Annotated in this window: 22 protein-coding genes and 1 tRNA gene; 7 read left to right on the forward strand and 16 right to left on the reverse strand. The window is 58.2% G+C overall.

Annotated features, from left to right (window positions below; genetic code table 11):
* Nucleotides 1-16 precede the first annotated feature (16 nt).
* The 3 genes from gltB to GOV80_RS15385 are packed head-to-tail and all read right to left on the reverse strand — an operon-like array spanning nucleotide 17 to nucleotide 6,437.
* Nucleotides 17-4,549 (reverse strand): glutamate synthase large subunit, encoded by a 4,533-nt coding sequence (gltB, locus tag GOV80_RS15375; RefSeq protein ID WP_170786064.1) that lies wholly within the window; start codon nucleotides 4,547-4,549, stop codon nucleotides 17-19.
* Entirely contained in the window at nucleotides 4,546-4,980 is a 435-nt protein-coding gene (locus tag GOV80_RS15380; RefSeq protein ID WP_170786066.1) for a GFA family protein, read from the reverse strand. The genes gltB and GOV80_RS15380 overlap by 4 nt, the downstream gene beginning before the upstream one ends.
* 23 nt (nucleotides 4,981-5,003) lie before the next feature.
* A complete protein-coding gene (locus GOV80_RS15385) occupies nucleotides 5,004-6,437 on the reverse strand; it encodes an FAD-dependent oxidoreductase (RefSeq protein ID WP_170786068.1) in 1,434 nt (477 codons plus the stop codon).
* A gap of 230 nt (nucleotides 6,438-6,667) precedes the next feature.
* On the opposite strand from GOV80_RS15385, the gene GOV80_RS15390 reads away from it, so the two are divergent.
* Nucleotides 6,668-7,471, forward strand: a complete 804-nt coding sequence (locus GOV80_RS15390; protein WP_170786070.1) for an undecaprenyl-diphosphate phosphatase — start codon at nucleotides 6,668-6,670, stop codon at nucleotides 7,469-7,471.
* Here the strand turns inward: GOV80_RS15390 and GOV80_RS15395 are convergent, their stop codons facing one another.
* On the reverse strand, nucleotides 7,472-8,455 hold the full coding sequence (locus tag GOV80_RS15395) for a complex I NDUFA9 subunit family protein (RefSeq protein WP_170786072.1): 984 nt from the start codon (nucleotides 8,453-8,455) through the stop codon (nucleotides 7,472-7,474).
* 199 nt (nucleotides 8,456-8,654) lie between these two features.
* Here GOV80_RS15395 and GOV80_RS15400 point away from each other — a divergent pair.
* Nucleotides 8,655-8,741, forward strand: a tRNA-Leu gene (locus GOV80_RS15400).
* Between the two features lie 64 nt (nucleotides 8,742-8,805).
* On the opposite strand, the gene GOV80_RS15405 is transcribed toward GOV80_RS15400, so the two are convergent.
* Complete coding sequence (locus GOV80_RS15405) at nucleotides 8,806-9,786, reverse strand: hypothetical protein (protein ID WP_170786074.1); 981 nt, start codon at nucleotides 9,784-9,786, stop codon at nucleotides 8,806-8,808.
* A 299-nt stretch (nucleotides 9,787-10,085) separates the two neighbouring features.
* Here GOV80_RS15405 and GOV80_RS15415 point away from each other — a divergent pair, with 299 nt between their 5' ends.
* Both GOV80_RS15415 and GOV80_RS22745 read left to right on the forward strand, forming a co-directional pair.
* Nucleotides 10,086-11,426: a mucoidy inhibitor MuiA family protein gene (locus GOV80_RS15415; protein ID WP_170786076.1), complete on the forward strand. Its 1,341-nt coding sequence runs from the start codon at nucleotides 10,086-10,088 to the stop codon at nucleotides 11,424-11,426.
* Nucleotides 11,374-11,709, forward strand: coding sequence for a DUF4139 domain-containing protein (locus tag GOV80_RS22745; RefSeq protein ID WP_419555658.1), 336 nt, complete (start codon nucleotides 11,374-11,376; stop codon nucleotides 11,707-11,709). The genes GOV80_RS15415 and GOV80_RS22745 overlap by 53 nt, the downstream gene beginning before the upstream one ends.
* 63 nt (nucleotides 11,710-11,772) lie before the next feature.
* Here the strand turns inward: GOV80_RS22745 and GOV80_RS15425 are convergent, their stop codons facing one another.
* On the reverse strand, nucleotides 11,773-12,423 hold the full coding sequence (locus tag GOV80_RS15425) for a carbonic anhydrase (protein WP_170771492.1): 651 nt from the start codon (nucleotides 12,421-12,423) through the stop codon (nucleotides 11,773-11,775).
* A 144-nt stretch (nucleotides 12,424-12,567) separates the two neighbouring features.
* Between GOV80_RS15425 and GOV80_RS15430 the strand changes: the two genes are divergently transcribed.
* From GOV80_RS15430 to GOV80_RS15440, 3 genes are all read left to right on the forward strand, one after another.
* A complete protein-coding gene (locus GOV80_RS15430; protein WP_170771590.1) occupies nucleotides 12,568-12,957 on the forward strand; it encodes a hypothetical protein in 390 nt (129 codons plus the stop codon).
* 63 nt (nucleotides 12,958-13,020) lie between these two features.
* Nucleotides 13,021-14,403, forward strand: coding sequence for a leucyl aminopeptidase family protein (locus GOV80_RS15435; protein WP_170786080.1), 1,383 nt, complete (start codon nucleotides 13,021-13,023; stop codon nucleotides 14,401-14,403).
* Nucleotides 14,400-15,137 carry a C40 family peptidase gene (locus GOV80_RS15440; RefSeq protein ID WP_170786082.1) on the forward strand — a complete coding sequence of 246 codons (738 nt, stop codon included), beginning with the start codon at nucleotides 14,400-14,402 and terminating at the stop codon, nucleotides 15,135-15,137. Before GOV80_RS15435 ends, GOV80_RS15440 begins: the two co-directional genes overlap by 4 nt.
* Here GOV80_RS15440 and GOV80_RS15445 read toward each other — a convergent pair.
* From GOV80_RS15445 to GOV80_RS15490, 10 genes are all read right to left on the reverse strand, one after another.
* Nucleotides 15,134-15,484, reverse strand: a complete 351-nt coding sequence (locus tag GOV80_RS15445) for a DUF2794 domain-containing protein (RefSeq protein WP_170771486.1) — start codon at nucleotides 15,482-15,484, stop codon at nucleotides 15,134-15,136. The two genes, GOV80_RS15440 and GOV80_RS15445, sit on opposite strands and share 4 nt — an antisense overlap.
* A gap of 72 nt (nucleotides 15,485-15,556) precedes the next feature.
* Nucleotides 15,557-17,224 (reverse strand): ABC transporter permease, encoded by a 1,668-nt coding sequence (locus GOV80_RS15450; protein WP_170786084.1) that lies wholly within the window; start codon nucleotides 17,222-17,224, stop codon nucleotides 15,557-15,559.
* Between the two features lie 119 nt (nucleotides 17,225-17,343).
* Nucleotides 17,344-18,561, reverse strand: a complete 1,218-nt coding sequence (locus tag GOV80_RS15455) for a phenylacetate--CoA ligase family protein (protein WP_170786086.1) — start codon at nucleotides 18,559-18,561, stop codon at nucleotides 17,344-17,346.
* Between the two features lie 19 nt (nucleotides 18,562-18,580).
* Nucleotides 18,581-19,414, reverse strand: a complete 834-nt coding sequence (locus tag GOV80_RS15460) for an ABC transporter ATP-binding protein (RefSeq protein WP_170771463.1) — start codon at nucleotides 19,412-19,414, stop codon at nucleotides 18,581-18,583.
* Between the two features lie 74 nt (nucleotides 19,415-19,488).
* Complete coding sequence (locus GOV80_RS15465) at nucleotides 19,489-20,769, reverse strand: ABC transporter substrate-binding protein (RefSeq protein WP_170771461.1); 1,281 nt, start codon at nucleotides 20,767-20,769, stop codon at nucleotides 19,489-19,491.
* A gap of 74 nt (nucleotides 20,770-20,843) precedes the next feature.
* On the reverse strand, nucleotides 20,844-21,920 hold the full coding sequence (locus GOV80_RS15470) for a branched-chain amino acid ABC transporter permease (RefSeq protein WP_170771459.1): 1,077 nt from the start codon (nucleotides 21,918-21,920) through the stop codon (nucleotides 20,844-20,846).
* A gap of 3 nt (nucleotides 21,921-21,923) precedes the next feature.
* A complete protein-coding gene (locus GOV80_RS15475) occupies nucleotides 21,924-22,181 on the reverse strand; it encodes a hypothetical protein (RefSeq protein WP_170771457.1) in 258 nt (85 codons plus the stop codon).
* A 2-nt stretch (nucleotides 22,182-22,183) separates the two neighbouring features.
* On the reverse strand, nucleotides 22,184-23,170 hold the full coding sequence (locus tag GOV80_RS15480) for a branched-chain amino acid ABC transporter permease (protein WP_170786088.1): 987 nt from the start codon (nucleotides 23,168-23,170) through the stop codon (nucleotides 22,184-22,186).
* 29 nt (nucleotides 23,171-23,199) lie between these two features.
* Nucleotides 23,200-24,018 carry an ABC transporter ATP-binding protein gene (locus GOV80_RS15485; protein ID WP_170771453.1) on the reverse strand — a complete coding sequence of 273 codons (819 nt, stop codon included), beginning with the start codon at nucleotides 24,016-24,018 and terminating at the stop codon, nucleotides 23,200-23,202.
* Nucleotides 24,019-24,097: 79 nt separating this feature from the next.
* A complete protein-coding gene (locus GOV80_RS15490) occupies nucleotides 24,098-26,041 on the reverse strand; it encodes an AMP-binding protein (protein ID WP_170786539.1) in 1,944 nt (647 codons plus the stop codon).
* Nucleotides 26,042-26,052: the final 11 nt, after the last annotated feature.

Consider the following 26,052-nt stretch of genomic DNA (forward strand, 5'->3'; position numbering starts at 1 on the left):
TTGACTGATTGGCGACTTATTCTGCCGGAACGGCTTCAACCTCATTGGTCAGAGGATGGCTGAGCTTGTTCAGCATCTCTTTCGGGCAGACCTGCAGGAAATTGGCCTTTTCCACATCCCAATGTTGCAGGATATCAGCGGCCTTGCGGCTGAAGGTCTCAGACTGATGAGTTTCGATCAGCGTTTTCAGCTGGTCTTCCCAATGGTCCACCGTAACCGGGCAGGTCACCAGCGTTTCCATGTTCATCAGAGCCTGTGCCTTGCCTTCGGGATCGTACAGGTACGCCATGCCGCCGGTCATGCCCGCGCCAAAGTTGGCACCAATGTCGCCCAGAATCACGGCGACACCGCCGGTCATGTATTCGCACCCGTTCGAGCCACAGCCCTCGATCACCACTTTGGCGCCCGAGTTCCGAACCGCGAACCGTTCGCCTGCGCGGCCTGCTGCGAACAGGTGGCCATCGGTGGCGCCATACAGAACAGTATTGCCGATGATCGTGTTGTCATCTGCCTTAAGCGGGCTGACCTGCGGTGGGCGCACAACGATCATGCCACCGGAAAGGCCCTTGCCAACATAGTCGTTAGCATCGCCAGACACTTCCAGCTTGAGCCCCGGAGCCGCAAACGCCCCCAGCGACTGACCGGCCGAGCCCTGCAATTTCACATGCAGGTGGTCGTCCTGGAACGTGTTCCGCATCCCGAAATTCTGCACGATATGGCTGGACACCCGAGTACCAACCGTCCGGTGCGTGTTCTGAATCGCGTAGGACAGCTGCATCTTCTCGCCGTCTTTCAGGAACCGCGCCGCATCGCGCACGATCTCGGCATCCAGTGTATCGGGCACTGCGTTGCGATCCTTGTCGCGGTTATAGACGATGTCATGTGCGCCATCGACGGTAATCAGCAGCGGATTCAGGTCCAGATCGTCCAGATGCGCCGAACCCCGGCTAACCTGCGCCAGCAGATCGGCCCGGCCGATGATTTCGTCAATCGAGCGCGCACCGAGGCTAGCCAGCAGTTCGCGCACTTCCTGAGCGTAGAAGGTGATCAGATTGACGACCTTGTCGGCATTGCCGGTGAATTTGGCGCGCAGGGATTCGTCCTGCGTACACACACCAACCGGGCAGGTGTTCGACTGGCACTGACGTACCATGATACAGCCCATCGCGATCAGGGCAGCGGTGCCGATGCCGTATTCCTCGGCCCCCATCATCGCAGCCATCACGATATCGCGCCCGGTGCGCAGCCCGCCATCGGTCCGCAGAGTCACGCGATCTCGCAGGTTGTTCATCGCCAGAACCTGATGCGCCTCGGTCAGGCCCATCTCCCACGGAAGACCGGCGTATTTGATCGAAGTTGCAGGCGACGCGCCCGTGCCGCCATTGTGACCCGAAATAAGGATAATATCGGCTTTCGCCTTGGCCACACCGGCGGCAATCGTGCCCACGCCCGAGGACGCAACCAGCTTGACCGTCACCTTACAGCGCGGGTTGATCTGTTTCAGGTCATAGATCAGCTGCGCCAGATCCTCGATCGAGTAGATGTCGTGGTGCGGCGGCGGCGATATCAGGGTCACGCCTTTGGTCGAATGGCGCAGACGCGCGATCAGGTCGGTGACCTTCATGCCCGGCAGCTGACCACCTTCGCCGGGTTTCGCACCCTGGGCGACCTTGATCTCAAGCTCCTCACACTGGTTCAGGTATTCGGCTGTCACACCAAACCGGCCCGAGGCCACCTGTTTGATCTTGGCAGACGGGTTGTCGCCATTGGGCTCGGGCACGAAATGCGCCGGATCTTCGCCACCTTCACCCGAGTCAGATTTCGCGCCAATCCGGTTCATCGCCACATTCAGCGTTTTGTGCGCCTCGGGGCTCAGCGCACCCAGCGACATGCCCGGCGTGACAAAGCGCTTGCGGATCGAGGTGATCGACTCGACCTCTTCAATCGGCACCGGTTTGCCCAGCGGTTTGAAATCCATCAGATCGCGCAGGTGGATCGGCGGGTTCGACTGCATCTTGGCCGAGTATTGCTTCCACAGCTCGTAAGATGCGCGGTTACAGGCCATCTGCATCATGTGCATCGAGGTCGCTTCCCACGCGTGGGTCTCACCCGATTTGCGCGCCTTGTAGAAACCACCGATCGGAAGCACGTCCAGACCGCTGTCCCAGCCCTTGGCATGGATTTCCTCGGCCTTGGTCTGAATACCGGTCACACCGATACCGGAAATCCGGCTGGTCATGCCGGGGAAATACTCAGCCACCATCGCACGGCTAAGGCCCACGGCCTCAAAGTTCAAACCGCCGCGATAGGAGGAGATCACCGAAATACCCATCTTGGCCATGATCTTCAGCAGGCCTTGGTCGATTGCCTCCCGATACCGTGCGACGTTTTCGGTCAGCGTGCCATCCAGCAAGCCGCGATCAATGCGGTCGGCCAGCGAATCCTCAGCCAGATAAGCGTTCACGACGGTCGCGCCGCAGCCAATCAGAACCGCAAAATAATGCGGATCAACGCATTCGGCCGAGCGCACGTTCAGCGAACAGAAGGTCCGCAGCCCCTGACGGGTCAGATGCGAGTGCACCGCGCTGGTCGCGAGAATCATCGGCATCGCCACGCGACCTGCGCCCGAACCCATGTCGGACAGCACCAGATGCCCCGCGCCCGAGCGCACGGCCTCTTCTGCCTCGGCTCTAACACGGGTCAAAGCGGCGCTTAACGCGCCCCGACCGGGTTCAAAGCTACAATCTATTTCCGCCAGCGGCGAACCGAGATTTTCTACCAGCTTGTCCCATTGGGTGTTGCCGACAAAGGGGCTGTCCAGCGTGATGATCTCGGTCTGGCTGCTGTCTTCGTCCAGCACGTTTTTCAGGTTACCGAACCGGGTTTTCAGCGACATGACGCGGTATTCGCGCAGACTGTCGATCGGCGGGTTAGTCACCTGGCTAAAGTTCTGGCGGAAGAAATGGCTGAGCGGGCGGTATTGCTTGGACAAAACCGCCGATGGCGTGTCATCGCCCATCGAGGCCAGGGACTCTTTGCCGTCTTCAGCCATGGGGGCAAGGATTTGCTCCAGCTCTTCAACAGAATAACCGGCTGCGATCTGTCGCTTGCGCAGTTCCTCTCCGCTGAACTTCGCGGTTTCGGTCACGCCTGACAGGCTTTCATTCAGATCGTTGATCTTGCCAACCCATTCGCCAAAGGGCAGGGCACGGGCCAGTTTGTCCTTGATCTGCGTGTCGCGGTACAGCTTGCCACGCTTCATATCCACGGCCAGCATCTGACCCGGACCCAGCGCGCCTTTTTCCGTCACCGATGCCTCATCAATCGGCACCATCCCGGCCTCCGACCCGGCGATAACCAATCCATCACCCGTCACAACGTAGCGCATCGGGCGCAAACCATTCCGGTCGAGCCCGGCGCAGACCCAACGGCCATCTGTCATGGCCAACGCGGCAGGGCCGTCCCATGGCTCCATCACCGAGTTGCAGTAGGAATACATGTCGCGCCATGCCTGCGGCAGCTCAACCGCCTGCTTGGACCAGCTCTCTGGCACCAGCATGGTTTTTGCCATCGGAGCAGACCGGCCTGCACGCACCAGAACCTCGAAAACCGAGTCTAATGCGGCCGAATCCGACGATCCACCTGCGATGATCGGCTTGATATCCTCGGCATAGTCACCAAAGGTCGAGGACGCCATGCGAATCTCATGGCTCTTCATCCAGTTGATGTTGCCTTTCAGCGTGTTGATCTCACCATTGTGCGCCAGCATGCGGAAGGGCTGAGCCAGCCACCACTGCGGGAAAGTATTGGTCGAATAGCGCTGGTGATAAATCGCAAAGGCGGATTCGAAACGCTCGTCAATCAAGTCGGGATAGAAAACCGCTACCTGCTCGGCCAGCATCATTCCTTTATAGATGATCGAACGGCACGACAGCGACGCCAGATACAGGCCGGAAATTCCTGCCGCCAACGCCGCCTTTTCGATCCGGCGACGGATCACGTAGAGCTCGCGCTCAAAGGTGTCTTCGTCCACACCTTTGGAGTTCGAGATCAGGATCTGCTCAATCTCGGGCCGGGTCGCATTGGCCTTTTCACCCAGGCAGGTCACATCGACCGGCACGTGACGCCAGCCATAGATGTAGTAACCCATGCGCAGCACTTCGGTTTCCACGATGGTCCGGCACTGTTCCTGCGCACCAAAGTCCGTACGAGGCAAGAAGACCTGACCGACCGCGATCAGCTCATCAAGATTGGGTTCGTGACCGGTACGGCGAATCTGGTCATAGAAGAAGGGTACAGGGATCTGCACATGGATACCCGCGCCATCTCCGGTCTTGCCATCGGCATCCACAGCGCCCCGGTGCCAGATCGCCTTGAGCGCATCAATCCCGGCGTCGACCACCTTGCGCGACGGCTTGCCGTCGACAGACACGACAAGGCCTACGCCGCAGGATGAATGTTCTTCCTCCTCGGAATAGAGACCGTTTTCGGCCATCCACTGACGTTTGGCTTCTTCGGCGCGCACCCAATCGGCATCATATTTGGTCATTGGCTGTCTCCTTCTTCCGAGGGGGCGTACATGGCCTCGACCTCGGCTTTGGTCATTTGCTGGCGTTCACCTGCGAACGCGTACCCTTCGGGCTTTTTGTCGAAATAAAGTTCCAGTTTCAGCGTGTGGCCGGTATCTGGGAACAGGCCTGCGGCGATTTGCGTGTGTCCGTGCATTTCACCTGGAAGCGTGATCCGGTACCACAGCGCCGAGCCGCAGTCAGCGCAGAAGGCGCGCTCGGCCCAATCGGACGAGGTGAAGGTCTTGACCGGCCCAAGCGCGGCGTAGCCCTCTTCGGCCTGAAAAGTAACCAGCATCGAACTTGTCCAGCGTCGGCATTGGTCGCAATGGCACGCGCCCAGCGCATCGCGCGCGGGCGTAGCGGTCACCGTGACCGCGCCACACATGCATTGGCCTTGCAACTCGGGCATTTCGAGGCTCCTGATCGCTGGGTTTATTCGGCTGCGACTGCAGCCTTGGCGTTGAACCGGTCGATGATCGCATCGGCACAATCGCGCCCGTCGCGGATCGCCCACACCACCAAAGAGGCCCCGCGCACGATGTCACCGATGGCATAGACGCCGTCCATCTCGGTCTCGCCGGTCTGGAAGGCGGCCTTGACGGTACCCCAGCGTGTCACCGGCAGGTCGGGCTGGCCGAACAGGCTGGGCAGGTCTTCGGGCTCAAACCCAAGCGCCTTGATCACCAGATCTGCGTCTTCGACATAGTCCGCGCCTTCGATCACCTCGGGGGCCTGACGGCCGGTTGCGTCGGGCTGGCCCAAGCGCATCTTCTGCACCTTCACGCCTGTGACTTTGTCGTCGCCGGTAAAGCCCTTGGGCGCGCTAAGCCACTCAAACACCACACCTTCTTCCTCGGCGTTCTGAGTCTCGCGCTGCGAACCAGGCATGTTCGCGCGGTCGCGGCGATACAGGCATTTGACCGATGTCGCCCCTTGACGGATCGAGGTTCGCACACAGTCCATCGCGGTGTCGCCGCCGCCGATTACGACAACCTTTTTGCCAGCCGCGTTCAGGCGACCATTGTCGAAGTCTTCAACCGCGTCGCCGAAGCTTTTGCGGTTCGAGGCCGTCAGGAAGTCAATCGCCTTCTCGATCCCGGCCAAACCGCTGCCCGGCATGGACAGGTCGCGCGACTTGTAAACGCCAGTGGCGATGATCACTGCGTCGTGCTTCCCACGAATTTCTTCGAATTTCGTGGCGTCGACGTCGCAATTCAGTTCAAATGTCACGCCACCATCTGCCAGCAGATCGTTGCGACGCTGCACGATGTCCTTTTCCAGTTTGAAACCCGGAATACCATACATCAACAAACCACCGGCGCGGTCATAGCGGTCATAGACCGTTACCTGAATACCGGCGCGGCGCAGCATGTCGGCAGCCGCCAGACCACCAGGACCCGCACCGATGATGCCGACGCTTTCGCTGCGCTCGGTGCCCGGAACAACGGGCTTAACCCAACCTTTGTCCCATGCGGTATCGGTGATGTATTTCTCGATCGTACCAATGGTCACGGTGCCATGGCCGGACTGTTCAATCACGCAATTGCCTTCACACAGACGGTCCTGCGGGCAGATACGGCCACAGATCTCGGGGAAGGTGTTGGTAGCCTGACTGGTCTGATAGGCCTCTTCCAGACGGCCAGTGGCGGTCAGGTGCAACCAGTCGGGGATATTGTTGTGCAACGGGCAATGCGACTGACAATAGGGCACACCACATTGGCTGCAGCGGCTGGCTTGCTCTTCTGCTTTGGCCGAGGCGAATTCGGCGTAAATCTCGTCAAAGTCTTCCTTGCGCGTGTCTGCGGCACGCTTTTCGGGCATGGCGCGATCGACTTGCACAAATTTCAGCATCGGTTGCTTGGCCACGGGTCAGACTCCATGAATTGGCTTGGTCGAGCTTCCTTAAAAGATGCAGGATGAGATGAAAAGTCATAAATACTGACCTATTTAGCAATTTCCGAAGCAAATTTTCCCATGATGCCCAAAAACTCTGAAAAAATAGATCCGATTCGGACCTATAAGTGTCCTTTCCTTTTCGACGCAGCACTTATACCCATGAATCGCATAAAACACGTGGCAATGGCACGGGCAGGTTCATGAGTCTTTTTCAACTGATTCTTGTGGCAATCATTCAGGGCGTCACCGAATTCCTGCCGATCTCATCCTCGGGCCACCTGATTCTTCTGCCCAGCCTGACCGGCCTGCAAGATCAGGGTTTGGCCATAGACGTAGCGGTTCATGTGGGAACTTTGGGTGCCGTGGTCCTGTATTTCTGGCCCGACGTAAAGTCCGCGGCGGCGGGGCTGCCCCGCGCGCTGCGCGGTAAGACGGACACTGAACAAGCGCGACTGGCCTTGGGGCTGATCGTTTCGACCATCCCGACCGTAATCCTTGGGGCGGTCCTGTTTCAAAGCGGACTCAGCCAATCCCTGCGCTCGATGGCGGTAATCGGATGGACCATGCTGGGCTTTGGGCTGTTGCTTTATTGGATGGATCAGAAAGGCCCGCAGACAAAAGAAGCCAAGGACTGGGGACTGAAAGATGCAGCCATCATGGGGCTGTGGCAGATGCTGGCGCTGATCCCCGGCACGTCGCGGTCCGGCATCACAATCACCGGCGCACGGCATCTTGGGTATACGCGGGAAGAGGGCGCACGGATCGCAATGCTGATGTCGATCCCGACGATCCTGGCCTCGGGCATCCTGCTGTCGATCGATGTGATCAAAGAGGCCGACCTGCGGCTGGCCATCGACGGCGCCATCGCCGCCCTCTTTGCCTTTGCCGCAGCCTTGCTGGCGTTGTCCATCATGATGCGCTTGCTACGTAGTGTCAGCTTTACGCCTTACGTAATCTACCGCGTGGTGCTGGGCGTGATCCTGCTGATCATCGCGTATAGCTGATCAGGTGCGCAGATTGTCGGCCGATCTCTGGATCTCGTCATACTGACCCGAGGGGCGGAACTTCCACAGATAGTCCGGAAGAACCGATTCCAGCGTGGCGGGTTCAATCCCCAGATCGGCAAAACCTTTGACCTCATCCGAGACCACATTGTCGCGCCGAAGGTTCTTTAGCTGATCGCGGGTCAGGATGTTGTTGGGGAACAATTGGAAACTGACGAACTTCACAATATCCAGAACGCCGGCCATTATCCGGGCCACAAAGAATGGCATCCCGAGAATGATGCGGCGGCGATGGATCACATCAAGCATCTGCTGCATGAGCGCGCGGAAGGATTTCACCTCGGGCCCGCCCAGCTCATAGGTGCCAGACTTGGCTTGTCCCAGAACGCCCTGCACAGCGGCTTTGGCCACATCATCCACATACACCGGCTGGAATTTCGTCTCAGCGCCCACCAGCGGCAGGAATGGCCCCATGCGGGTCATCCCGGCAAAGCGGTTGAAGAACTGATCCTCGGTCCCGAAAATGACCGAGGGGCGCAAGATCACGGCACCGGGCATATGTTCCAGTACGCCGGCTTCACCCTGTGCCTTTGTCTGCGCATATTCGCTGTCCGAGTCCGCATCCGCGCCGATGGCCGAGATATGGACCATCGTCGCGATCCCCTGCTTGGCCGCAATCCGTGCGATCCGTTCGGCACCTTCGGCCTGAACGGCGTCAAACGCGTTCTTGCCCAGCTCGTTCAGCACACCCACGCAGTTCACCACCGCATCCGCGCCCTGCATAGCCGCTGCGACCGAGGCATCGTCGCGGATATTGCAAAGAATAGGTTCGACCTGCCCGACCACGCCATAGGGTTTGACAAACATCGCCTCGTTCGGACGGCGCACCGCTACCCGAACACGCCACCCTTCGCCTGCCATGCGCCGCGCGACATACCGGCCGACAAACCCAGATCCGCCATAAATCGTGACCAGTTTTGACATAGAAGGGCTCCTGTTTTTAGGTCCAGATCCGATCTACCGCCCAAAAGGTCGCGGAACAAGGCGCAATAACGCCGCGTGCAAGGGAAAAACCCCACCATTCTCAGGGGTGTTCCGAATGCGGTCAAAAAACTTTCAAAAAACTTCCCGAATCCGGTTGACGCCCCTCGCCAGTGGGCTTAAACGCCCCTCCACGACACCTGCCCAGGTGGCGGAATTGGTAGACGCGCTAGCTTCAGGTGCTAGTGTCCGTATGGACGTGGAGGTTCGAGTCCTCTCCTGGGCACCATCTCTTCCGAAAACTCGCTGTTTTGTCCGGACGCAAATGTCCGTTCTTGCAACATGCTGTACTATCAGTCTGTTTCGATGAGCGCTTTCATTTCGCTGTTCCGCTTTTTTGCTTGCTTCTGAACGCGTTGAATAAACGTTGGTAACAGGTTCGGACCTTGTTGCGATCTGTATGACTCACTTGCTTCGTCGCCAATTAGTTCAGCGTATTTTACCCATGTGCGAAAACTGAAAACATCCCTCAGACTGAGAAACGTTTTCGAGTTCGTCTTCCGCAAGGATGTCGGGAGCTTCAAGTTTTTGAAATAGCGCGTCTCTTTCGCAACCCAATCATCTGGTACCTTGAACTCACTGAATGCTTCAGCTTCGTTGAATTTAAAATCCGGGTATTCCTGCACGAACTCGGAGCATCCGTGCGAAATTTTTGTACGAATCCCCTTTACCCCGTTCCGAATTTTGAGGCTTTCGAAAGCTACCATGCAGTCCTTAGCTTCTTCGATGCTCTGGCAATAAATATACCCTTTATACGGGTATTTGATGCCGTCTCTCAGCTCAATCATGCACTTCCTTGCATTGTCGTTCGGCAGATTGAGCAAAAGCAAAAGGAAATAGGTCTGGAACATCTCGTCTAAATTTGAAGGCAAGATTTGCACTTTGTAGCAATCGTGACAAAGCCGCGATATCACCTTGGTTTCTTTGAAGAACTTGATCCTCGTATCGCAGTGCGTTTGTTGGCCCTTTATTGTCATGACCCGGCCTGAAAAGGCCTGAGCAATCGGGACGGCAGTAGCCATGCCTGCAGAAGACAAGACAGACATCCAATGATGATAACTTTCGCAAATTTGCGAGCGATCCAGCATGTCCTGACGCCAATCTGGACCTAGGTCTTCATTTATCCGGGCCTGCGTCGCGCCAAAGGTACCGCTTGCATTCTCGGAATTTTCCCAAAGGTCCAAAAGAGTAACGAGACGCCTGATGGCAGGACCGTCTTTGGGATTAATCAAAACCCTGTCTTCAAGCTTCCTGACCTGAGCGCCAATCGACATCTCACACCTCCTGCCTGCGGAAATCTCCTACAGGCATGGTGATCGCTTTGATCCGCATTGCGGTCAACTCATTTGCTCACGGACGCAAACAATAGATCCCCCCAAGCTAAAAAGGTCAGGACACCTCCTGTTCCGCCACGACCTCGGCAAATCCGGTGAAGAACTTGCCCCACAGTTTTTTGGCTGCCCCTGCAATCAAACGGCTGCCCAATCTGGCGGCTCATTTTCTTTTGACTTGATGCAGCGCAGCACTCCTGCAACCTATACGGTATGGTGCCACTGATTTGTTGCGAGTTGTTATGAAATCTTTGATCTATTTTTTGGCCTTGTTGCCGACACTTCTACATGCTGAAACTTTTACCATTGAAACCAATGTCAGCGCCGTGACTGTGTACCCGGAAGGGGCTCAGATCACCCGAACAGGCGCATTCGATGTGCCAGCGGGCCGTCATCGACTGGTTCTGTTGGGCACACCGAAAAGCGACGATGTAGGCTACCATATCGCGACAATGCAGTTTCGCGCAGATGGATTAAGTCAGACGGCTCTGATCTCACGCTACGCAGACGTGCCTTGGCGAGACTATGTCGGCGAGGCCGTCAAACAGGTAGAAGAACGTATCGAAGACATAGAATCTCAAATCCAAGCGGTCGAGGATGAGGCTGACACCGCCCGATTGAAGGCCCAAGCTGCCGGTCACACGATTGCGTTCCTCACCAATCTGGGGCGTAACGTAGGCTCGGCCGAGTCGGATCCCGAAAACCTGCGCAGCATTGCCCGCATGGTTGGCGACGAAACCCTTGATGCTGAAAACACCGCGCAGGCAGCAGAACTTGAGGCGCGAGAAACTGAAACCCAACTGGCAGAGCTTGAGGCCGAGTTGGAAACGGCGCACGCTGATCTGGCCGCGCTTGTGCCGGAAGCGGATGAACGTATCTTTATCGCCGTAGATGTTATTGCCGAAGAAGATACAAACGGAACACTATCGCTGTCATATCTCACTTATGAAACTGCATCATGGCAACCGGCTTATGTCTTTGATCTGAAAATCGGAAATACCCCGAAGGTGCAGATCAAACGCAGCGTCTTTGTGGCTCAAACGACTGGTGAAGACTGGAACGACATCGCCCTGAGCGTTTCCACACTGCAACCCGACGATCAAAGCACTGCGTCTAGGATTCGAACCAAACGCCGCTCTATCCGTGAAAAGCCCAAAACGCTGGAAGAACCAGTCGTAGAGGCGCCGGTTGTGGTCGAAGAAACCGCGAGAAGTTGGAACCCGAGCGCCGCGTCAGTCCAAGGAACGGGCACGACCTATACGCTGCCAGTGCCGATCTCGATTTCCAGTGGATACGGGGCCGCCAAACTGGAACTGGATAGCATGTCTCAACCTGCAGAACTTTTTGCCTTGGCCAACCCCAGCCGGGACGACACGGCCTATCGCACTGCGCGTTTCACGAATCCGTATGCACAAAACCTAATCTCCTCGGAATATGCCAGATGGCATGTCGATGGCGTTCTGGTCGCAATCGATGCCAGCCCCGAAATCGGACCTCGTGAAGAGGTGGAATTGGGATTTGGTCCTCTTTATGCTCTATGCTCTGACTTTGAAGCACCAAATCCTGGGACGGCGCAGTGGTGACGTTGGGTTGATATCACGCTCGAACGAAAGAGTTGAACGCGCTCAAATTCACATCGAGAATCTCTCGGACCAAACTTGGCCCCTACGTCTGCTCGAGAGCGTCCCCTTTTCCGAACAGGATGATCTGAATATCACCTGGAGCGCAAATCCCAGCCCTGCCGAAGAAAATGTCGATAACCGGCGGGGAGTTCTGGCGTGGGAAATGGAGTTGGCCCCCGGACAGGCAGAAACCATTCAAATCGAGACAGAACTAAACTGGCCCGAGGGTATGATCCTACGGTGATTCAATTGCACAAAAAGAGAAGGGCCTGACCGGCCCTTCACATCGCATTGCGCCTATCGAAAATCAAACAACCACGAACTTCTTTTCATGCGGGTCATAGCATTGCAGCCCGCCTTCGCCGATATCGGTCCACAGACCGTGCAGGCTCAGTGATCCGTCCTCGACAGCCGAAGCAATGAACGGGAAGGTCAGCAGGTTTTCCAGCGAGGCAACAACCGCATGCCGCTCGAATTGGCGCGCCTGGTCTGTGCTGTCCTCGATATCGGCCACCAGATCGTATTTCGGCTTGAGGATATCCATCCAGCGCCCGACAAAGCTGTCCTTGGCTTCAAGCTGCGGGGCCTGGCCCTTGCACATGTCGATACAGCCCTGAACGCCGCCACATTGCGAATGGCCCAGCACGATCAGATGCGCCACTTTCAGCGCGGTCACGGCGTATTCGATGGCGGCGCTGGTGCCGTGGTGATCTCCGTCCGGGGCGTATGGGGGGACGAGGTTGGCGATGTTACGGTGAATGAAGAAATCGCCCTGATCCGCGCCGAACATCGACGTCACGTGCACCCGGCTGTCGCAACACGAAATAACCATCGCGCGCGGGCGCTGACCCTCGGTTGCGAGGCGCCGGTACCAGACCTGATTTTCGGAATAGGTGGTGGCTTTCCAGCCGTGATACCGTTTGACCAGATAGCTCGGCAGAGGTTTGGCGCGTTCCATTCTTACGTCCTTAGTCTTGTGTCTGACGAGTGCTGTAACCCGAATTCACCGAAAATTCGAGCCATTATCCCGCAGCACTGCAAGGTTTTGCAAAGGAATTTCACGCCACAGTAGGGCCACACCGTGGGGGTGCAAGGAATTGGGGTGAATGTGGTGGAAAAGATAATCACGCTTGAACACAAGGAATCCGTCCGCTTGGACCCGGAGCGTCTGAACGGATTGTGCGGACAGTTGGGGGATCAGAATGCATTGGACGTGTTGTGTCGCACGGTCGAGGAACTGGCCGTGCGCCTGTCAAATTGCGAACGCTACTGGCGGCGGCGCGATTGGGTGAGCTTGCGCAAATGCGCGCGTTCTCTGGTGGCGATTTCCGAACAGGTTGGGATGACCGCTTTGGCGCGCGTAGCAGGGGACGTGGCGCATAATGTTGATGTCGGCGATGCCGTGGCCACGGGGTCAACGCTGTCGCGCCTGATCCGCGTGGGTGAAAAATCGCTGACCGTGATCTGGGACCAGCAGGATCTTTCGGTCTGACGGGGCTTGCGGACGGATCGTGGGTGACTAGGCTGGGCGCAATTCGAACCAGTTGAGATCGCCATGACCCTGTCTTTTGCCCCCGCCTCTGACCCGTCCCTGCCGCTGCATGTGATCGCGCAGTCCGATCTGGAAAGCTGGATTTCGGATCAGCCCGGTTCCGTGGCGACTTGGGTGGAACACAGCGGGTTCACAGCCGGTTTGGGGCAAACGCTATTGATCCCTGATGCAGACGGTGCGCCGTCCATGGCGCTGGCCGGCTACGGCAAACCAGCAGGACGGGCGCGCAAACGGTTCCCACTGGCCGCAGCGGCCGAAGCGTTGCCCAAAGGCACCTATCGCATTGCCTCGGGCCTGTCGGATGATGTGCTTGAGACCGAATGCCTAGGATGGTTGCTGACCGGATACAGTTTCGACCGCTATGCTAGTCAATCCGCCGCCAAAGCGCGCCTCGTCGCACCGGATGGCTTGGATGTCGCCCGGTTAGAGGTTCTTGCCAAGGCCGAGGCGTTGATCCGCGATCTGGTCAACACGCCTGCGTCGGATATGGGGCCGGACCAGTTGCAGGCTGCATCTGAGGCGCTGGCGCAGGAATTCGGTGCCTCCTGTTCGGTGATTGCAGGCAATGACCTGTTGGACCAGAATTTTCCCATGATCCACACGGTGGGTCGTGCCGCCGCGCAGGCGCCTCGGCTGATCGAGATGAACTGGGGCGACGCAGGACCGAAACTGACTCTGGTCGGTAAGGGTGTCTGTTTCGATACTGGCGGGTTGAACCTGAAACCCGGTTCCTCAATGGGGTTGATGAAAAAGGATATGGGCGGGGCAGCCAACGTGCTGGGGCTGGCGCGGATGATCATGGCGCTGAACCTGCCGCTGCAACTGCGTGTTCTGATCCCAGCGGTTGAGAATTCGGTGGCTGGGAACGCTTTTCGACCCGGCGATATCCTGACCTCGCGCAAGGGTCTGACGGTCGAGATCAATAATACCGATGCCGAAGGGCGTCTTGTTCTGGCGGACGCGCTGGCGCTGGCGGATGAGGGGAAACCAGACCTTGTTATTTCGATGGCGACGCTGACCGGGGCGGCGCGTGTGGCTGTTGGTGCCGATCTGGCGCCCTTCTACACCGACAGCGACAAGGCTGCCGACGCCTTGACCCACGCGGCGCGCGCAGCTGCCGACCCAGTCTGGCGGATGCCCTTCCATGAGCCTTACGAAGGCATGATCGAACCCGGCATCGCCGATCTGGACAACGCCCCTGCGGGTGGATTTGCCGGGTCGATCACTGCCGCCCTGTTCCTGCGCCGTTTTGCGGTCGACAGTCCCTATATACACTTCGACATCTATTCGTGGCAGCGCAGCAAAGAACCCGGACGCAGCAAGGGCGGGCTGGGTCAAGGCCCACGTGCCCTTTTGACCGCCCTGCCCGAGATGCTGGGCCTATGACCCAACACCGCATCATACAGCCGGTCGTCGATCTGATGCGCAGCCCAGATGGGCCCCGGGATCGGCAACTTTTGTATGGGGAAACGGTCGCAGTCACTGATACAGTAGAGGGTTGGAGCCGGATCACATCAGACAAGGACGGTTATCCCGGCTGGGTCCGGTCGGGCCAGCTTGGCCCGGACACCCCCGCAACCCATTGGATTACCGCCCCAGCCACCCATGCTTATACCCAAGCGGATATGAAAAGCCCGGACATCGCGTCACTGAGCTTCGGCGGCAAGATAGCCGCCCGGTCCGAAGTGAACGGGTTTCTGGAAACCGAACTTGGTTTCATTCCCGCCGTTCACGCCAAACCCATCGGCGTCACCCTGACCGACCCAGTCGCCGTGGCCGAGCTGTTTCTGGGCACACCGTATCTGTGGGGCGGCAACAGCCGAAGCGGGCTGGATTGCTCGGGCCTAGTGCAGGCCGGATTGCTGGCCTGCGGGATGCCTTGCCCGGGTGATAGCGGAGATCAAGAGCGCGCGGTCGGGCAAACTCTGCCAGACGGCACCCCGCCTCAACGTGGTGATCTATTGTTCTGGAAGGGCCATGTTGCATGGGTCTATGCCGAGGACATGCTTCTGCACGCCAATGCCTTCCACATGGATGTGACCTTTGAGCCGATGGCGCAGGCCATTGCGCGGATCAAAGATCAGGGTGACGGACCGGTGACCAGCCACAAAAGGCTCTAATCAAGGTCAACCGAGCGGATCAGCTTGCGTTCTAGAACCCGCAGCACGGTACGCAAATCCTGGCCGCGCTTCAGGATGCGGCCATCCATGCCGACCACCGAATACATCCCCTGTTTCTGCCGTAAACGCGGGTGCTTTTCGACCCGGTATATCGGGTGTTCGGCCGTGCGGCGAAAGATCGAAAACACGGCCATATCGCGGAGGTTGGAAATGCCGTAGTCCCGCCATTCTCCGGCGGCGACCATCCGACCATAGACGGACAGGATATGAGACATCTCGTGGCGGTTGAAGGCGACGGGCATCTGGGCCGAGTTACCAGAGAACCGGCTGGGAGGCTGCATGTTCATACCCCAAGCCTTGCCGGAAAACGCATCTGAATCAAGCCCACGCAGCGCAAGGTGTGGCAATTTTGAAGCGCCCTAGCGTCTGCGACCCACTTGCCGGCAAATCAAAATGACCGGTAGCAGTCCCACAGCCAGAATGACCAGCGACGGCACCGCAGCCCCCTCAAGCCGTTCGTCCGAGGCCAGCCGATAGGCCTGCACCGCCAGTGTGTCGAAGTTGAACGGGCGCATGATCAGGGTCGCGGGCAGCTCTTTCATCACGTCCACAAACACGATCAGCAGCGCGGTCAGCAGCGATGGTGTCAGAATCGGCAAGTGCACGCGGCGCAACGTGCCCAGCGGGCTTTGCCCCAAGGACCGAGAGGCCGCGTCCATATTGGCGTGGACCGTGCTTTGACCGCCCTCATAGGCACTTAGCGCAGCGGCCAGGAACCGGACCATATAGGCCGCAACTAGCAGCCAGATCGAGCCGGTGACAAGCAACCCGGTCGAGATATCGAAAGTCTGCCGCATCCACGCATCCAGAGCATTGTCGAAACTGGCAAAGGGCACGATCAGTCCGACTGCGATAACTCCGCCCGGCACCGCATAGCCCAGCCGCGCCATATACCCTGTGCTAGAGGATACCCGACCAGGCCGAAGCCGTTGAAAGAACCCAACGCAGATCGCAGCAAAAACCGTCACGACCGCAGCCGTCCCTGCCAAAATCAGCGAGTTTTGAATGAACCCGATATAGCGCCGTGACAGCAGGTTTTGTTCCGATTCCATCCCCATCTGCACCAGAATGAACACAGGCAGCAGGAACCCCAGCAACACCGGGATGATGCACAGCGTGAACGCCGCTGCCGCCTGCCATCCCTTTAATTGGGCCGAGGGCAGCGCGGCGTGGTTTTTGCCCGCCTGATAATATTTCGCTTTGCCGCGTTGCATCCGTTCAGCCACGGCCATGACCAGCGCAAAACCCAGCAGGCACAAAGCCAGTTGCGCGGCGGCAGCGCGGTCTCCGATAGAAAACCAACTCGTGTAAATGCCAGTGGCAAAGGTCTGCACGCCAAAATAGGCGACGGTGCCGAAATCTGCGATGGTCTCCATGATCGCCAGCAACACGCCCCCTGCAATCGCCGGGCGCGCCATTGGCAACGACACGCGCCAGAATGCGCCCCAAGGGCTGTTACCCAGCGCGCGGGCCGCCAGAAATGCAGTGGCGCTTTGCTGCAAAAAAGCCGCGCGAGCCAGCAGATAGACATACGGGTACAGCACGAGGATCAGCATAACCGCCGCGCCTTCGGTCGAGCGGATCTCGGGGAACCAATAGTCGCGCGGACCCCAGCCGGTCATGTCGCGCAGGGTGGTCTGAACGATACCGGGGTGGTCCAAAATAAACGTATAGGCATAGGCCAGAACATAGGCCGGAAAAGCCAGCGGCAGCACCAGAGCGATTTCCAGAAACCGAACTCCGGGAAAGCGCGTCATCGTTACCAGCCACGCCGCACCGACACCGATGGCAAACGTCCCCATCGCCACCAAAACAACCAGCACCGCAGTGGTCAGCGCATAGCCCGGCAAGACCGTGTCCATCAGGTGCGAGATCGTGTCCGTCCCGCCCGTCACCGCCGCCAGAACAACTGCGAGCATAGGCAGCAGACAGGCCGCCGCCACCAGACAGGCTACGGTCGCCACCAACCGGGTGCCCAACGCGCCGCGATTGCGCGTTCCATGTTCTGAGAATTCGACGTCGGCCATGATCCCGGCTTGTTACTGGCTAAGGCGCAGGTTTCGTCTTTAATCGACCAAAACGGTCGGAAACACCAGTGGGCAGGGATACAAATCTGCGACACATACTGCCGCAGACCTGCTTGGCGTCATTCGTAAACGCGCTGATCCTCGATCACCAGCCCGTCCTTGGGCAGTGATCCCGGCGCGACGACCTCGATCGCGCCTTTCAGTTTCAGCAGCTCGACAACCGATTTGGCATAGGCCATGTCATCGCCACCGGGGCTTTCGATCTGAACGGTCATCATGTCCATCTCACCCTGGCGGGCGGCAATGACGCGAGCTTTGACGATCTCGGCATGTTTATCGACCAGCGCGGCCACCTGTTCGGGGCGCACAAACATACCCTTGATCTTGGTGGTCTGATCGGCGCGGCCCATCCAGCCCTTGATCCGTGCATTGGTGCGCCCGCAAGATGACTGGCCAGGCATGATCGCCGATAGATCGCCCGTCGCGAAACGGATCAGCGGATAGTCGGGGTTCAAAGAGGTCACGACGACCTCACCCACTTCACCCTCTGCCACTGGGGTTCCAGTGCCGGGGGTCACGATCTCGACAATGACATGTTCGTCGATGATCATCCCTTCCATGGCGGGGCTTTCGTAGGCGATGTTACCCAGATCGGCGGTCGCATAGCATTGCAGGCACGAGATTCCACGATCCGCGTATTCCTGCCGCAGTGACGGGAACAAGGCCCCGCCCCCTACGACGGCGGTGGTGAAATGAAGCTGGACGCCCATCTCATCCGCCTTGTCCAGTATGACCTTCAGATAGTCCGGCGTCCCGGCATAGGCGGTGCAGCCTACATCGCGCGCCGCCGTCACCTGCAGCTCGGTCTGGCCGGTGCCTGCGGGCAAAACAGCCGCCCCGACCGCGCGCGCGCCGCTTTCAAAGATCATACCCGCGGGCGTCAGGTGATAGCCAAAGCAATTCTGAACGATATCGCCCGGCCCTACACCAGCAGCGTGCAGGAACCTGCCCATACGCCACCAGTCGGGATCGGTGCTACCCGGTTCATAGATCGGACCCGGAGACTGAAACACATGGTGAAAATGCCGCGCAGGTTTGACCGTGAACCCCCCGAACGGTGGACGCGCAGCCTGCGCCTGCGCCAGATGGGATTTGCGCAGAACCGGTAGTTTGGGCAAGTCCTCAACCGATGTGACACCATCTGTCTCCACATCCGCAAGATGCGTTTGAAAACCGGGGGCAGACAGGGCCCGTGCAAGTTGTTTTTGTAGCGCCTCGGCCTGATCGGCGGCGCGTTTGTCGGCTGATCGGGTTTCGAGTGCGTCGAAATAGGTCATCGCCAGATCCTCCATCCGCTTACAGCCACCTCTTGCGGCGGCGATAGGACCGCACATCGCGGAAGCTTTTGCGGCCCTCATCCGACATACCGAGGTAGAATTCCTTCACATCCGGGTTTTCTCGCAGTTCCGCTGCCGGGCCATCCATCACCACACGACCCGATTCCAAGATGTAGCCGTAATGCGCAAACCGCAGCGCCACGTTGGTGTTCTGTTCGGCCAACAGGAAGGACACACCCTCTTTCTCGTTCAGGTCCTTCACGATTCCGAAAATCTCTTCGACCAGCTGCGGGGCCAGACCCATCGAGGGTTCGTCCAGCAGGATTGTCTCGGGCCGCGACATCAATGCGCGCCCCATGGCGACCATCTGTTGCTCACCGCCCGAAGTATATCCGGCTTGGGATTTGCGGCGTTCGGCCAGCCGTGGGAAATAGGAATAGACAAGCTCAAGGTCTTTCTGGATCGCCGCCGCACCGTCCTTGCGGGTATAGGCACCGGTCAGCAGGTTTTCCTCGACCGTCAGGTGTTCGAAACAATGGCGGCCTTCCATCACCTGGATGACGCCCTTTTCAACCAAATCCGCCGGGTCGCTTTCATGCACGCTGGTGCCGCGATACTTGATCGTGCCTTTCGTCACCTCGCCGCGTTCGGAATGCAGCAGGTTCGACACCGCCTTGAGCGTCGTCGTCTTGCCTGCCCCGTTTCCACCCAGCAGCGCGGTAATACCGCCCTTGGGCACGGTCAGGCTTACGCCTTTGAGGACGAGGATCACGTGGTTGTAGATCACCTCGATATTGTTGACCTCAAGCAGGGTTTCGGTCTGCACTTCGGTGTTTTGAGCCGCATCCAGCATCAGCGCGTGTCCTCAAGCCTTGTGTTTAGGTCGGGACGGCGAGAGCCCGCCGTCCCGTGTTTCAGATCACCGGATCAGCAGCGCGAACCGATGTTGTTTTCCGACGCATATGCACCCGAATCCTCGTTGATCAGCGGACCGATCACGTCGCCATCGGTGGCTTTGAACTCGGAAATCAGGCTCCAGGTCTTGTTGGTCGCATCCCACTGGGTCACACCGACCAGAGCGTCGCCGCCGTGGTTTTCACACGAAACCGAGAAGGTCGGGCCAAAGTTTGGCAGACCCAGTTCGGTCATTTTGGCTTCGGTGATTTCCAGCGCTTCCATGCCGTCGCGCATCATCGCAGGGGTGATGTCAGCGGTGCCGTGGATTTCCTGCGCTTTCTTGGCAGCTTCGGCAGCCAGCATTGCGGCATAAAGACCACGGTTGTACAGAACCGTACCCACCTGATCGCCCGCGCCAGCGGCTTTACCGGCATCGACGACATATTTCTGCAGGTCATCAAAGACCGGGAAATCGGTGCCCACGTTGTGGAAGGTCAGCGCCTTGTAGCCATTCGCAGCTTCACCCGCTGGCAGCACGTCGTTTTCCGAGCCCGACCACCAGATGCCGATGAAGTTTTCCATCGGGTAACGGATGTTGGCAGCTTCCTGCACCGCCACCTGGTTCATCACGCCCCAGCCCCACATCAGGACGAAATCGGGACGGTCACGGCGGATTTGCAGCCACTGCGACTTCTGCTCCTGACCCGGATGATCCACCGGCAGGGCAACCAGCTCGAACCCGTGCTTGGCAGACAGCTCTTCCAGTGTGCGGATCGGCTCCTTGCCGTAGGCCGAGTTGTGGTAGACCAGCGCGATTTTCTTGCCGCTCAAGTCGCCATTGTTTGTATCCAACAGGTAGTTGATCGCGCCCGAGGCCCCATCCCAGTAGTTCGCAGGATAGTTGAACGTATGGCTGAACACATCGCCGTTTTTGGCCGAGGTGCGTCCATATCCCATCGTGTGCATCGGAATGCCATCTGCGGTGGTTTTGGGAATCAGCTGATAGGTGATACCGGTCGACAGCGGCTGATACACCAGCGAGCCTTCGCCCTTGGTGGATTCATAGCATTCCACACCTTTTTCGGTGTTATAGCCGGTTTCGCATTCGATCACCTTGGTCGCCACGCCACCAATACCGCCATCGCGTTCATTCAGCAGGGTAAAGTAATCAGCATAGCCATCCGCGAACGGGATACCGCCCGCCGCATAAGGCCCGGTCCGATAGCTGAGCGACGGGAATACGAGGTCGGCCATAACCGGACCTGCCGCCATTGCGGCGCCCAGCGCCATGGTTGCCAGTTTCAATTTCATCGGGTGTCTCCTCCCTTGGTTGGTCCGATGGTGAGTTCGGGCTTTGCACCCGTTATCTGATTGGGCCGGACCGCTTAGTGCGGGAACGGCCAGAGTCTGAGTTTCTCTTTGGCCACGCGCCACAGCTGCGCCAGCCCATGCGGTTCAAGGATCAGGAACATGATGATCAGCGCGCCAACGATGACGAGATTCAAATGAGCCACGATATCGGTGGGCCAGCCCAGCATGTCCGCGCCGACGACCTTCAGGACAACGGGCAACAGCACAAGGAACGCAGCCCCGGCAAAGGATCCAAAGATGGATCCCAGGCCACCGATAATGATCATGAACAGCACCAGAAACGATTTCTGAATACCGAAGACTTCGCCGACCTCGACCGCGCCCAGATAAACCGCAAAGAACAACGCACCCGAAATACCCACAAAGAACGAGCTGACAGCAAAAGCCGTCAGCTTAGCCCGAAGTGGATTCACACCAATGATCTCTGCCGCGATGTCCATGTCCCGGATCGCCATCCATTTACGTCCTGTGGTACCACGCGTCAGGTTGCGAGCGACGACGGCGCAGACTGCTAGGAAGATCAGGCAAAACAGATAGGTTGCCCATGCAGGCGCATTCGGGCCGGTAATGATGATACCAAACACATCGCGTTCCGGCGCATTAATTTGCCCCGAGGCCGAATAGTTGTAGAACCACGGCACCCTGTTGAACAGCCAGACAAGGAAGAACTGCGCCGCCAAAGTCGCCACGGCCAGATAGAACCCTTTGATCCTAAGGCTTGGAAGGCCAAACAGCACACCGACCAACGCGGTGATACCTCCGGCAAGGATGACATGGATGAACATGCTGACATCCGGGAAGGCCGTCATCAGCTTATAGCAAGCATAAGCCCCTACAGCCATGAACCCGCCGGTGCCCAGCGAAACCTGCCCGCAATAGCCCACCAGAATGTTCAGTCCGATCGCCGCAATCGCATAGATCAGAAACGGCAGCAGCAGCGCATTTGCCCAATAGTCGTTGATGATGAACGGGATAATCCCAAACGCCACGGCAAGCACCACATAGTACCGATACCGGTCGAACTTGATCGGGAAGGTCTGGCTGTCATCCACGTAAGAGACTTTGAAATCTCCGGCCTCACGATAGAACATGTCTTACTTTCCCCATTCTTCCTGCGCCCGGTTGCGGGCTGCGGCATCCAGTTGGTTCGATCCTTTGGCATATCCCGTCGCCTCGGACGCACGGACCAGCTTGAGGTAGGCCAGGATGCCCATGACCAGTCCGGCAAAAGCCAAGATCGCTGCGATTGTCACCTGCCCGTCCGTCAGATCATCCGACGTCAGAGCGATATACCCAAAGGCCCAGAACCCGGCCCATGCGATCACGTTGGTGATGGCGAGGAACTTTTGCATCGCTACACCCTCTCGATGATCTTCTCACCGAACAGACCCTGCGGCCGGAACACGAGGAAGATCAGCGCCAGCACATAGGCAAACCAGTTCTCAGTCGCACCACCCACAAGCGGGCCGATAGCAAATTCGAACAGTTTCTCGCCCACACCGATGATCAACCCTCCGACAATCGCTCCGGGGATCGACGTGAACCCGCCCAGCATCAGCACCGGCAGCGCCTTGAGCGCGATCAGCGATAGCGAGAACTGCACACCCGATTTCGTGCCCCACATGATGCCTGCGACAAGGGCCACGAATCCGGCAACCGACCAGACCATCACCCAGATGAAGTTCAGCGAAATCCCCACGGACAGCGCCGCCTGATGGTCATCGGCCACCGCACGCATCGCACGGCCTTGCTTGGTGTACTGGCTGAACGCCACCAGCGCCGCCACCAGCAGCGCCGCGATCACCGTTGCAACAATGTCCAGATTGTCGATGAAGAAGCCGTAGCCAAATATGTTGAACGTGCTCTCATCAATCCACAGGTTAATGCCCTGCGGCAGGCCCACATCCAGCGTTTTGATCTCGGACCCCCACATCAGGTCAGCAACACCCTCAAGCAGATAGGCCAGACCAATCGTTGCCATGAACAGGATGATCGGCTCCTGCCCCACCAAATGGCGCATCACAAAGCGCTGCACTGCCCAGGCCAGCAGAACCATCACCGCCATGGTCAGAATAATCGCCAGTAGCGCAGGCACGTTCCAGCCAAAATAGTGGATATGCGTGCCGAACGTGGCGTTGATCAGATGCGCAAACGGCACCTGCCCGTTCATGATGCCCACCAGAGTCATCGCCGCAAACAGCGCCATAACCCCTTGGGCATAGTTGAAAATCCCCGAAGCCTTGTAGATCAGTACAAAGCCCAGCGCGACCAGAGCATACAGGACCCCGGCCATCAAGCCATTCAGGATGACCTCCATCGCGAATACCAACTGATCAGGCATGTCCGCCCCCTCTCATGTCTGTCAGATGTTTAGTCATGGCTCACCCCCAGATAGGCGTCGATGACTTCCTGATTGTTGCGCACCTCATCGGGTGTGCCGTCACCGATCTTGCGGCCATAATCCATCACCACCACGCGGTCGCTCAGATCCATGACCACGCCCATGTCGTGTTCGATCAGCGCGATGGTGGTGCCAAACTCATCATTAACGTCCAGGATAAAGCGGCTCATGTCCTCTTTCTCTTCAACGTTCATGCCCGCCATCGGCTCGTCCAGCAGCAACAGCTTGGGTTCCGCCGCCAAAGCCCGCGCCAGTTCGACCCGTTTCTTCAGACCGTAGGGCAGGCGGGACACAGGCGTCTTGCGGATGTGTTGGATTTCCAAGAAATCGATGATCTTCTCGACCGCCTCGCGATTTTCCGTCTCTTCCGCCTCGGCTTTGCCCTTCCACCAAGCCTGCTGAAAAATATTGGTCTTCATGAAGCCCAAACGCCCGGTCATCACATTGTCCAAAACGCTCATCCCCTCGAACAGAGCGATGTTCTGGAACGTCCGCGCGATGCCCTGCTGCGCCACCTCAAAGGGTCGCATCTGTGGGCGTTTTGATCCGTGAAACCAAACCTCACCCTCCTGCGGCACATAGAACCCCGAAATCACGTTCAGCATCGAGGACTTGCCCGCCCCGTTCGGTCCGATAATGGCCCGGATCTCACCCTCGCGAATGTCGAACGAGATGTCCTTGATCGCCACCACACCGCCAAAGCGCAGGGTGATGTTCTTCATCTCCATCACCACACCGCCGATCTTGCGGCCGTCTTCGGTGACATATCCTTCGGAACTATCCAGCATCAGATCCTCCCTGAGCTGCGAAAAAACGGGACGGCGGGCGGGGCGATGACCGTCAGGTCGAGCGGCGCTCGAACGGCCCTCATTCCGCCGCCACCTTGTGCGAGGTCGCAGCAACAACCGGCGCGTCCACAATTTCCAGCGTGGCCGAGATCGACCCCTTACGCCCGTCCTCATAGGTTACTTCAGTCGTAGTCGAAACGCTGGATGATCCGTCATAAAGCGCATCAATGATGTCGTGGAATTTCTCTTCCACAAACCCGCGCCGCACCTTTCGGGTCCGAGTCATTTCACCATCGTCCGCATCCAGCTCTTTGTGCAGGACCACAAAGCGATGCACCTGACAGCCCGACAGCATCTCATCTGCCGCAACCGACTTGTTGACCTCTTCCACATGCGACTTGATCGTCTCTAACACACGCGGATGACTGGTCAGTTCCTGATAGGACCCATAAGCCACATTGTTCCGCTCGGCCCAGTTACCCACCGCCGTCAGGTCGATATTGATGAAGGCCACGCAGCGATCCTTGCCATTACCAAACAGAACAACCTCCAGAATATCGGGATAGAACTTCAGTTTGTTCTCGACATATTTCGGCGCAAACATCGACCCGTCGGCCATTTTGCCCACGTCCTTGGCACGGTCGATGATCCGCAAATGGCCGGACCCTTCCTCGATGAACCCTGCATCGCCCGTGGCCACCCAACCCTCAGCATCCTTGGTCGAGGCGGTCGAATCCGGGTTGTTGTAATACTCGACAAACACGCCGGGCGAGCGATAGTGAATCTCGCCCTTGTCGTCGATCTTCAACTCGACATCCGGCGCAGGAACACCAACCGTATCCGCGCGCACCTCACCGTCCGGCTGTACGGTGATAAAGACGGTGGCTTCGGTCTGACCATAAAGCTGTTTCAGATTGATCCCCAGCGAGCGGTAGAAATCAAAAATCTCAGGCCCAATGGCTTCACCCGCCGTATAGCCGACGCGGAACCGGCCATAACCCAGCGTATCCTTCAACGGACCATAAACCAGCATGTTGCCCAGCGCGTATTTCACCTTGTCGCCAAACCCGACCGGCTTACCATCCAGCAACAGACCGCCCACTTTCTTGGCGTGATCCATGAAGTGTCGGAACATGCGTTGCTTCAGCTTGCCCGCATCCTCCATCCGGATCATCACATTGGTCAGCTGCGTCTCAAACACGCGCGGCGGGGCAAAGAAATAGGTCGGCCCTATCTCGCGCAGGTCGGTCATCATCGTGTCGGCGCTTTCGGGGCAGTTCACGCAGAAGCCGCACCAATAGGCCTGACCGATCGAGAAGATGAAATCGCCCACCCACGCCATCGGCAGGTAGGACAGAATATCTTCGTTGCGGGTCAGATGGTCGAACTCGGCCGAGTTCTTGGCGCTTTCGATAACGTTGCGGTTCGATAGAACCACACCCTTGGGCTTGCCCGTCGTGCCCGAGGTATAGAGCATCACGCAGGTATCGTCATAGGTGATCGCCGCGATACGCTTGTCCAGTTCCGCGTCAAACCGCGCGTGACCGGCGCTGCCCTCGGCCATGATGTCGTCCAGCGCGTTCATCTGGGAATGGTCGTATTTCCGCATCCCGCGCTTGTCAGTGTAGAGGATATGCTTGACCTGATGCAGCCCCTGCTGAATCTCGATGACCTTGTCGACCTGCTCCTGATCGCCGCAGACGACATATTTCGCGCCGCAATGTTCCAGCACATAGGCCATCTCTTCCGCGACCGAGTCCTGGTACAGCGGCACCGGAACCGCTCCTACCATCTGCGCGGCCACCATCGACCAGTAATGCGCCGGGCGGTTGCGGCCAATGACGGCGATATGGTCGCCCTTCTCAACGCCGATCTCCAGAAATCCCAACGCCAGCTTGCGCACCTCGGCGGCGGTCTCAGCCCAGGACCAGCATTGCCAGATCCCGAATTCCTTTTCCCGGTAGGCCGGGGCATCCCCGAACTGCGTCGCATTGCGATGTAACAGCGCGGGAAGAGATACCATCCCCTCCGCGC

The organism is Ruegeria lacuscaerulensis, assembly GCF_013034685.1.
In the GTDB taxonomy this organism is placed as follows: domain Bacteria; phylum Pseudomonadota; class Alphaproteobacteria; order Rhodobacterales; family Rhodobacteraceae; genus Ruegeria; species Ruegeria lacuscaerulensis_B.

Excerpts from the sequence above, each read along its gene's own strand:
- GOV80_RS15405 (WP_170786074.1), bottom strand. The coding sequence starts at position 9,786 with ATGTCGATTGGCGCTCAGGTCAGGAAGCTTGAAGACAGGGTTTTGATT.
- GOV80_RS15450 (WP_170786084.1), bottom strand. The coding sequence starts at position 17,224 with ATGGCCGACGTCGAATTCTCAGAACATGGAACGCGCAATCGCGGCGCG.
- GOV80_RS15415 (WP_170786076.1), top strand. The coding sequence starts at position 10,086 with ATGAAATCTTTGATCTATTTTTTGGCCTTGTTGCCGACACTTCTACAT.
- GOV80_RS15380 (WP_170786066.1), bottom strand. The coding sequence starts at position 4,980 with ATGCCCGAGTTGCAAGGCCAATGCATGTGTGGCGCGGTCACGGTGACC.
- GOV80_RS22745 (WP_419555658.1), top strand. The coding sequence starts at position 11,374 with ATGCTCTATGCTCTGACTTTGAAGCACCAAATCCTGGGACGGCGCAGT.
- GOV80_RS15475 (WP_170771457.1), bottom strand. The coding sequence starts at position 22,181 with ATGCAAAAGTTCCTCGCCATCACCAACGTGATCGCATGGGCCGGGTTC.
- GOV80_RS15470 (WP_170771459.1), bottom strand. The coding sequence starts at position 21,920 with ATGTTCTATCGTGAGGCCGGAGATTTCAAAGTCTCTTACGTGGATGAC.
- GOV80_RS15490 (WP_170786539.1), bottom strand. The coding sequence starts at position 26,041 with ATGGTATCTCTTCCCGCGCTGTTACATCGCAATGCGACGCAGTTCGGG.
- GOV80_RS15445 (WP_170771486.1), bottom strand. The coding sequence starts at position 15,484 with ATGAACATGCAGCCTCCCAGCCGGTTCTCTGGTAACTCGGCCCAGATG.
- GOV80_RS15460 (WP_170771463.1), bottom strand. The coding sequence starts at position 19,414 with ATGCTGGATGCGGCTCAAAACACCGAAGTGCAGACCGAAACCCTGCTT.
- GOV80_RS15390 (WP_170786070.1), top strand. The coding sequence starts at position 6,668 with ATGAGTCTTTTTCAACTGATTCTTGTGGCAATCATTCAGGGCGTCACC.
- GOV80_RS15440 (WP_170786082.1), top strand. The coding sequence starts at position 14,400 with ATGACCCAACACCGCATCATACAGCCGGTCGTCGATCTGATGCGCAGC.
- GOV80_RS15395 (WP_170786072.1), bottom strand. The coding sequence starts at position 8,455 with ATGTCAAAACTGGTCACGATTTATGGCGGATCTGGGTTTGTCGGCCGG.
- GOV80_RS15485 (WP_170771453.1), bottom strand. The coding sequence starts at position 24,018 with ATGCTGGATAGTTCCGAAGGATATGTCACCGAAGACGGCCGCAAGATC.
- GOV80_RS15435 (WP_170786080.1), top strand. The coding sequence starts at position 13,021 with ATGACCCTGTCTTTTGCCCCCGCCTCTGACCCGTCCCTGCCGCTGCAT.
- GOV80_RS15455 (WP_170786086.1), bottom strand. The coding sequence starts at position 18,561 with ATGACCTATTTCGACGCACTCGAAACCCGATCAGCCGACAAACGCGCC.
- GOV80_RS15465 (WP_170771461.1), bottom strand. The coding sequence starts at position 20,769 with ATGAAATTGAAACTGGCAACCATGGCGCTGGGCGCCGCAATGGCGGCA.
- GOV80_RS15480 (WP_170786088.1), bottom strand. The coding sequence starts at position 23,170 with ATGCCTGATCAGTTGGTATTCGCGATGGAGGTCATCCTGAATGGCTTG.
- GOV80_RS15425 (WP_170771492.1), bottom strand. The coding sequence starts at position 12,423 with ATGGAACGCGCCAAACCTCTGCCGAGCTATCTGGTCAAACGGTATCAC.
- gltB (WP_170786064.1), bottom strand. The coding sequence starts at position 4,549 with ATGACCAAATATGATGCCGATTGGGTGCGCGCCGAAGAAGCCAAACGT.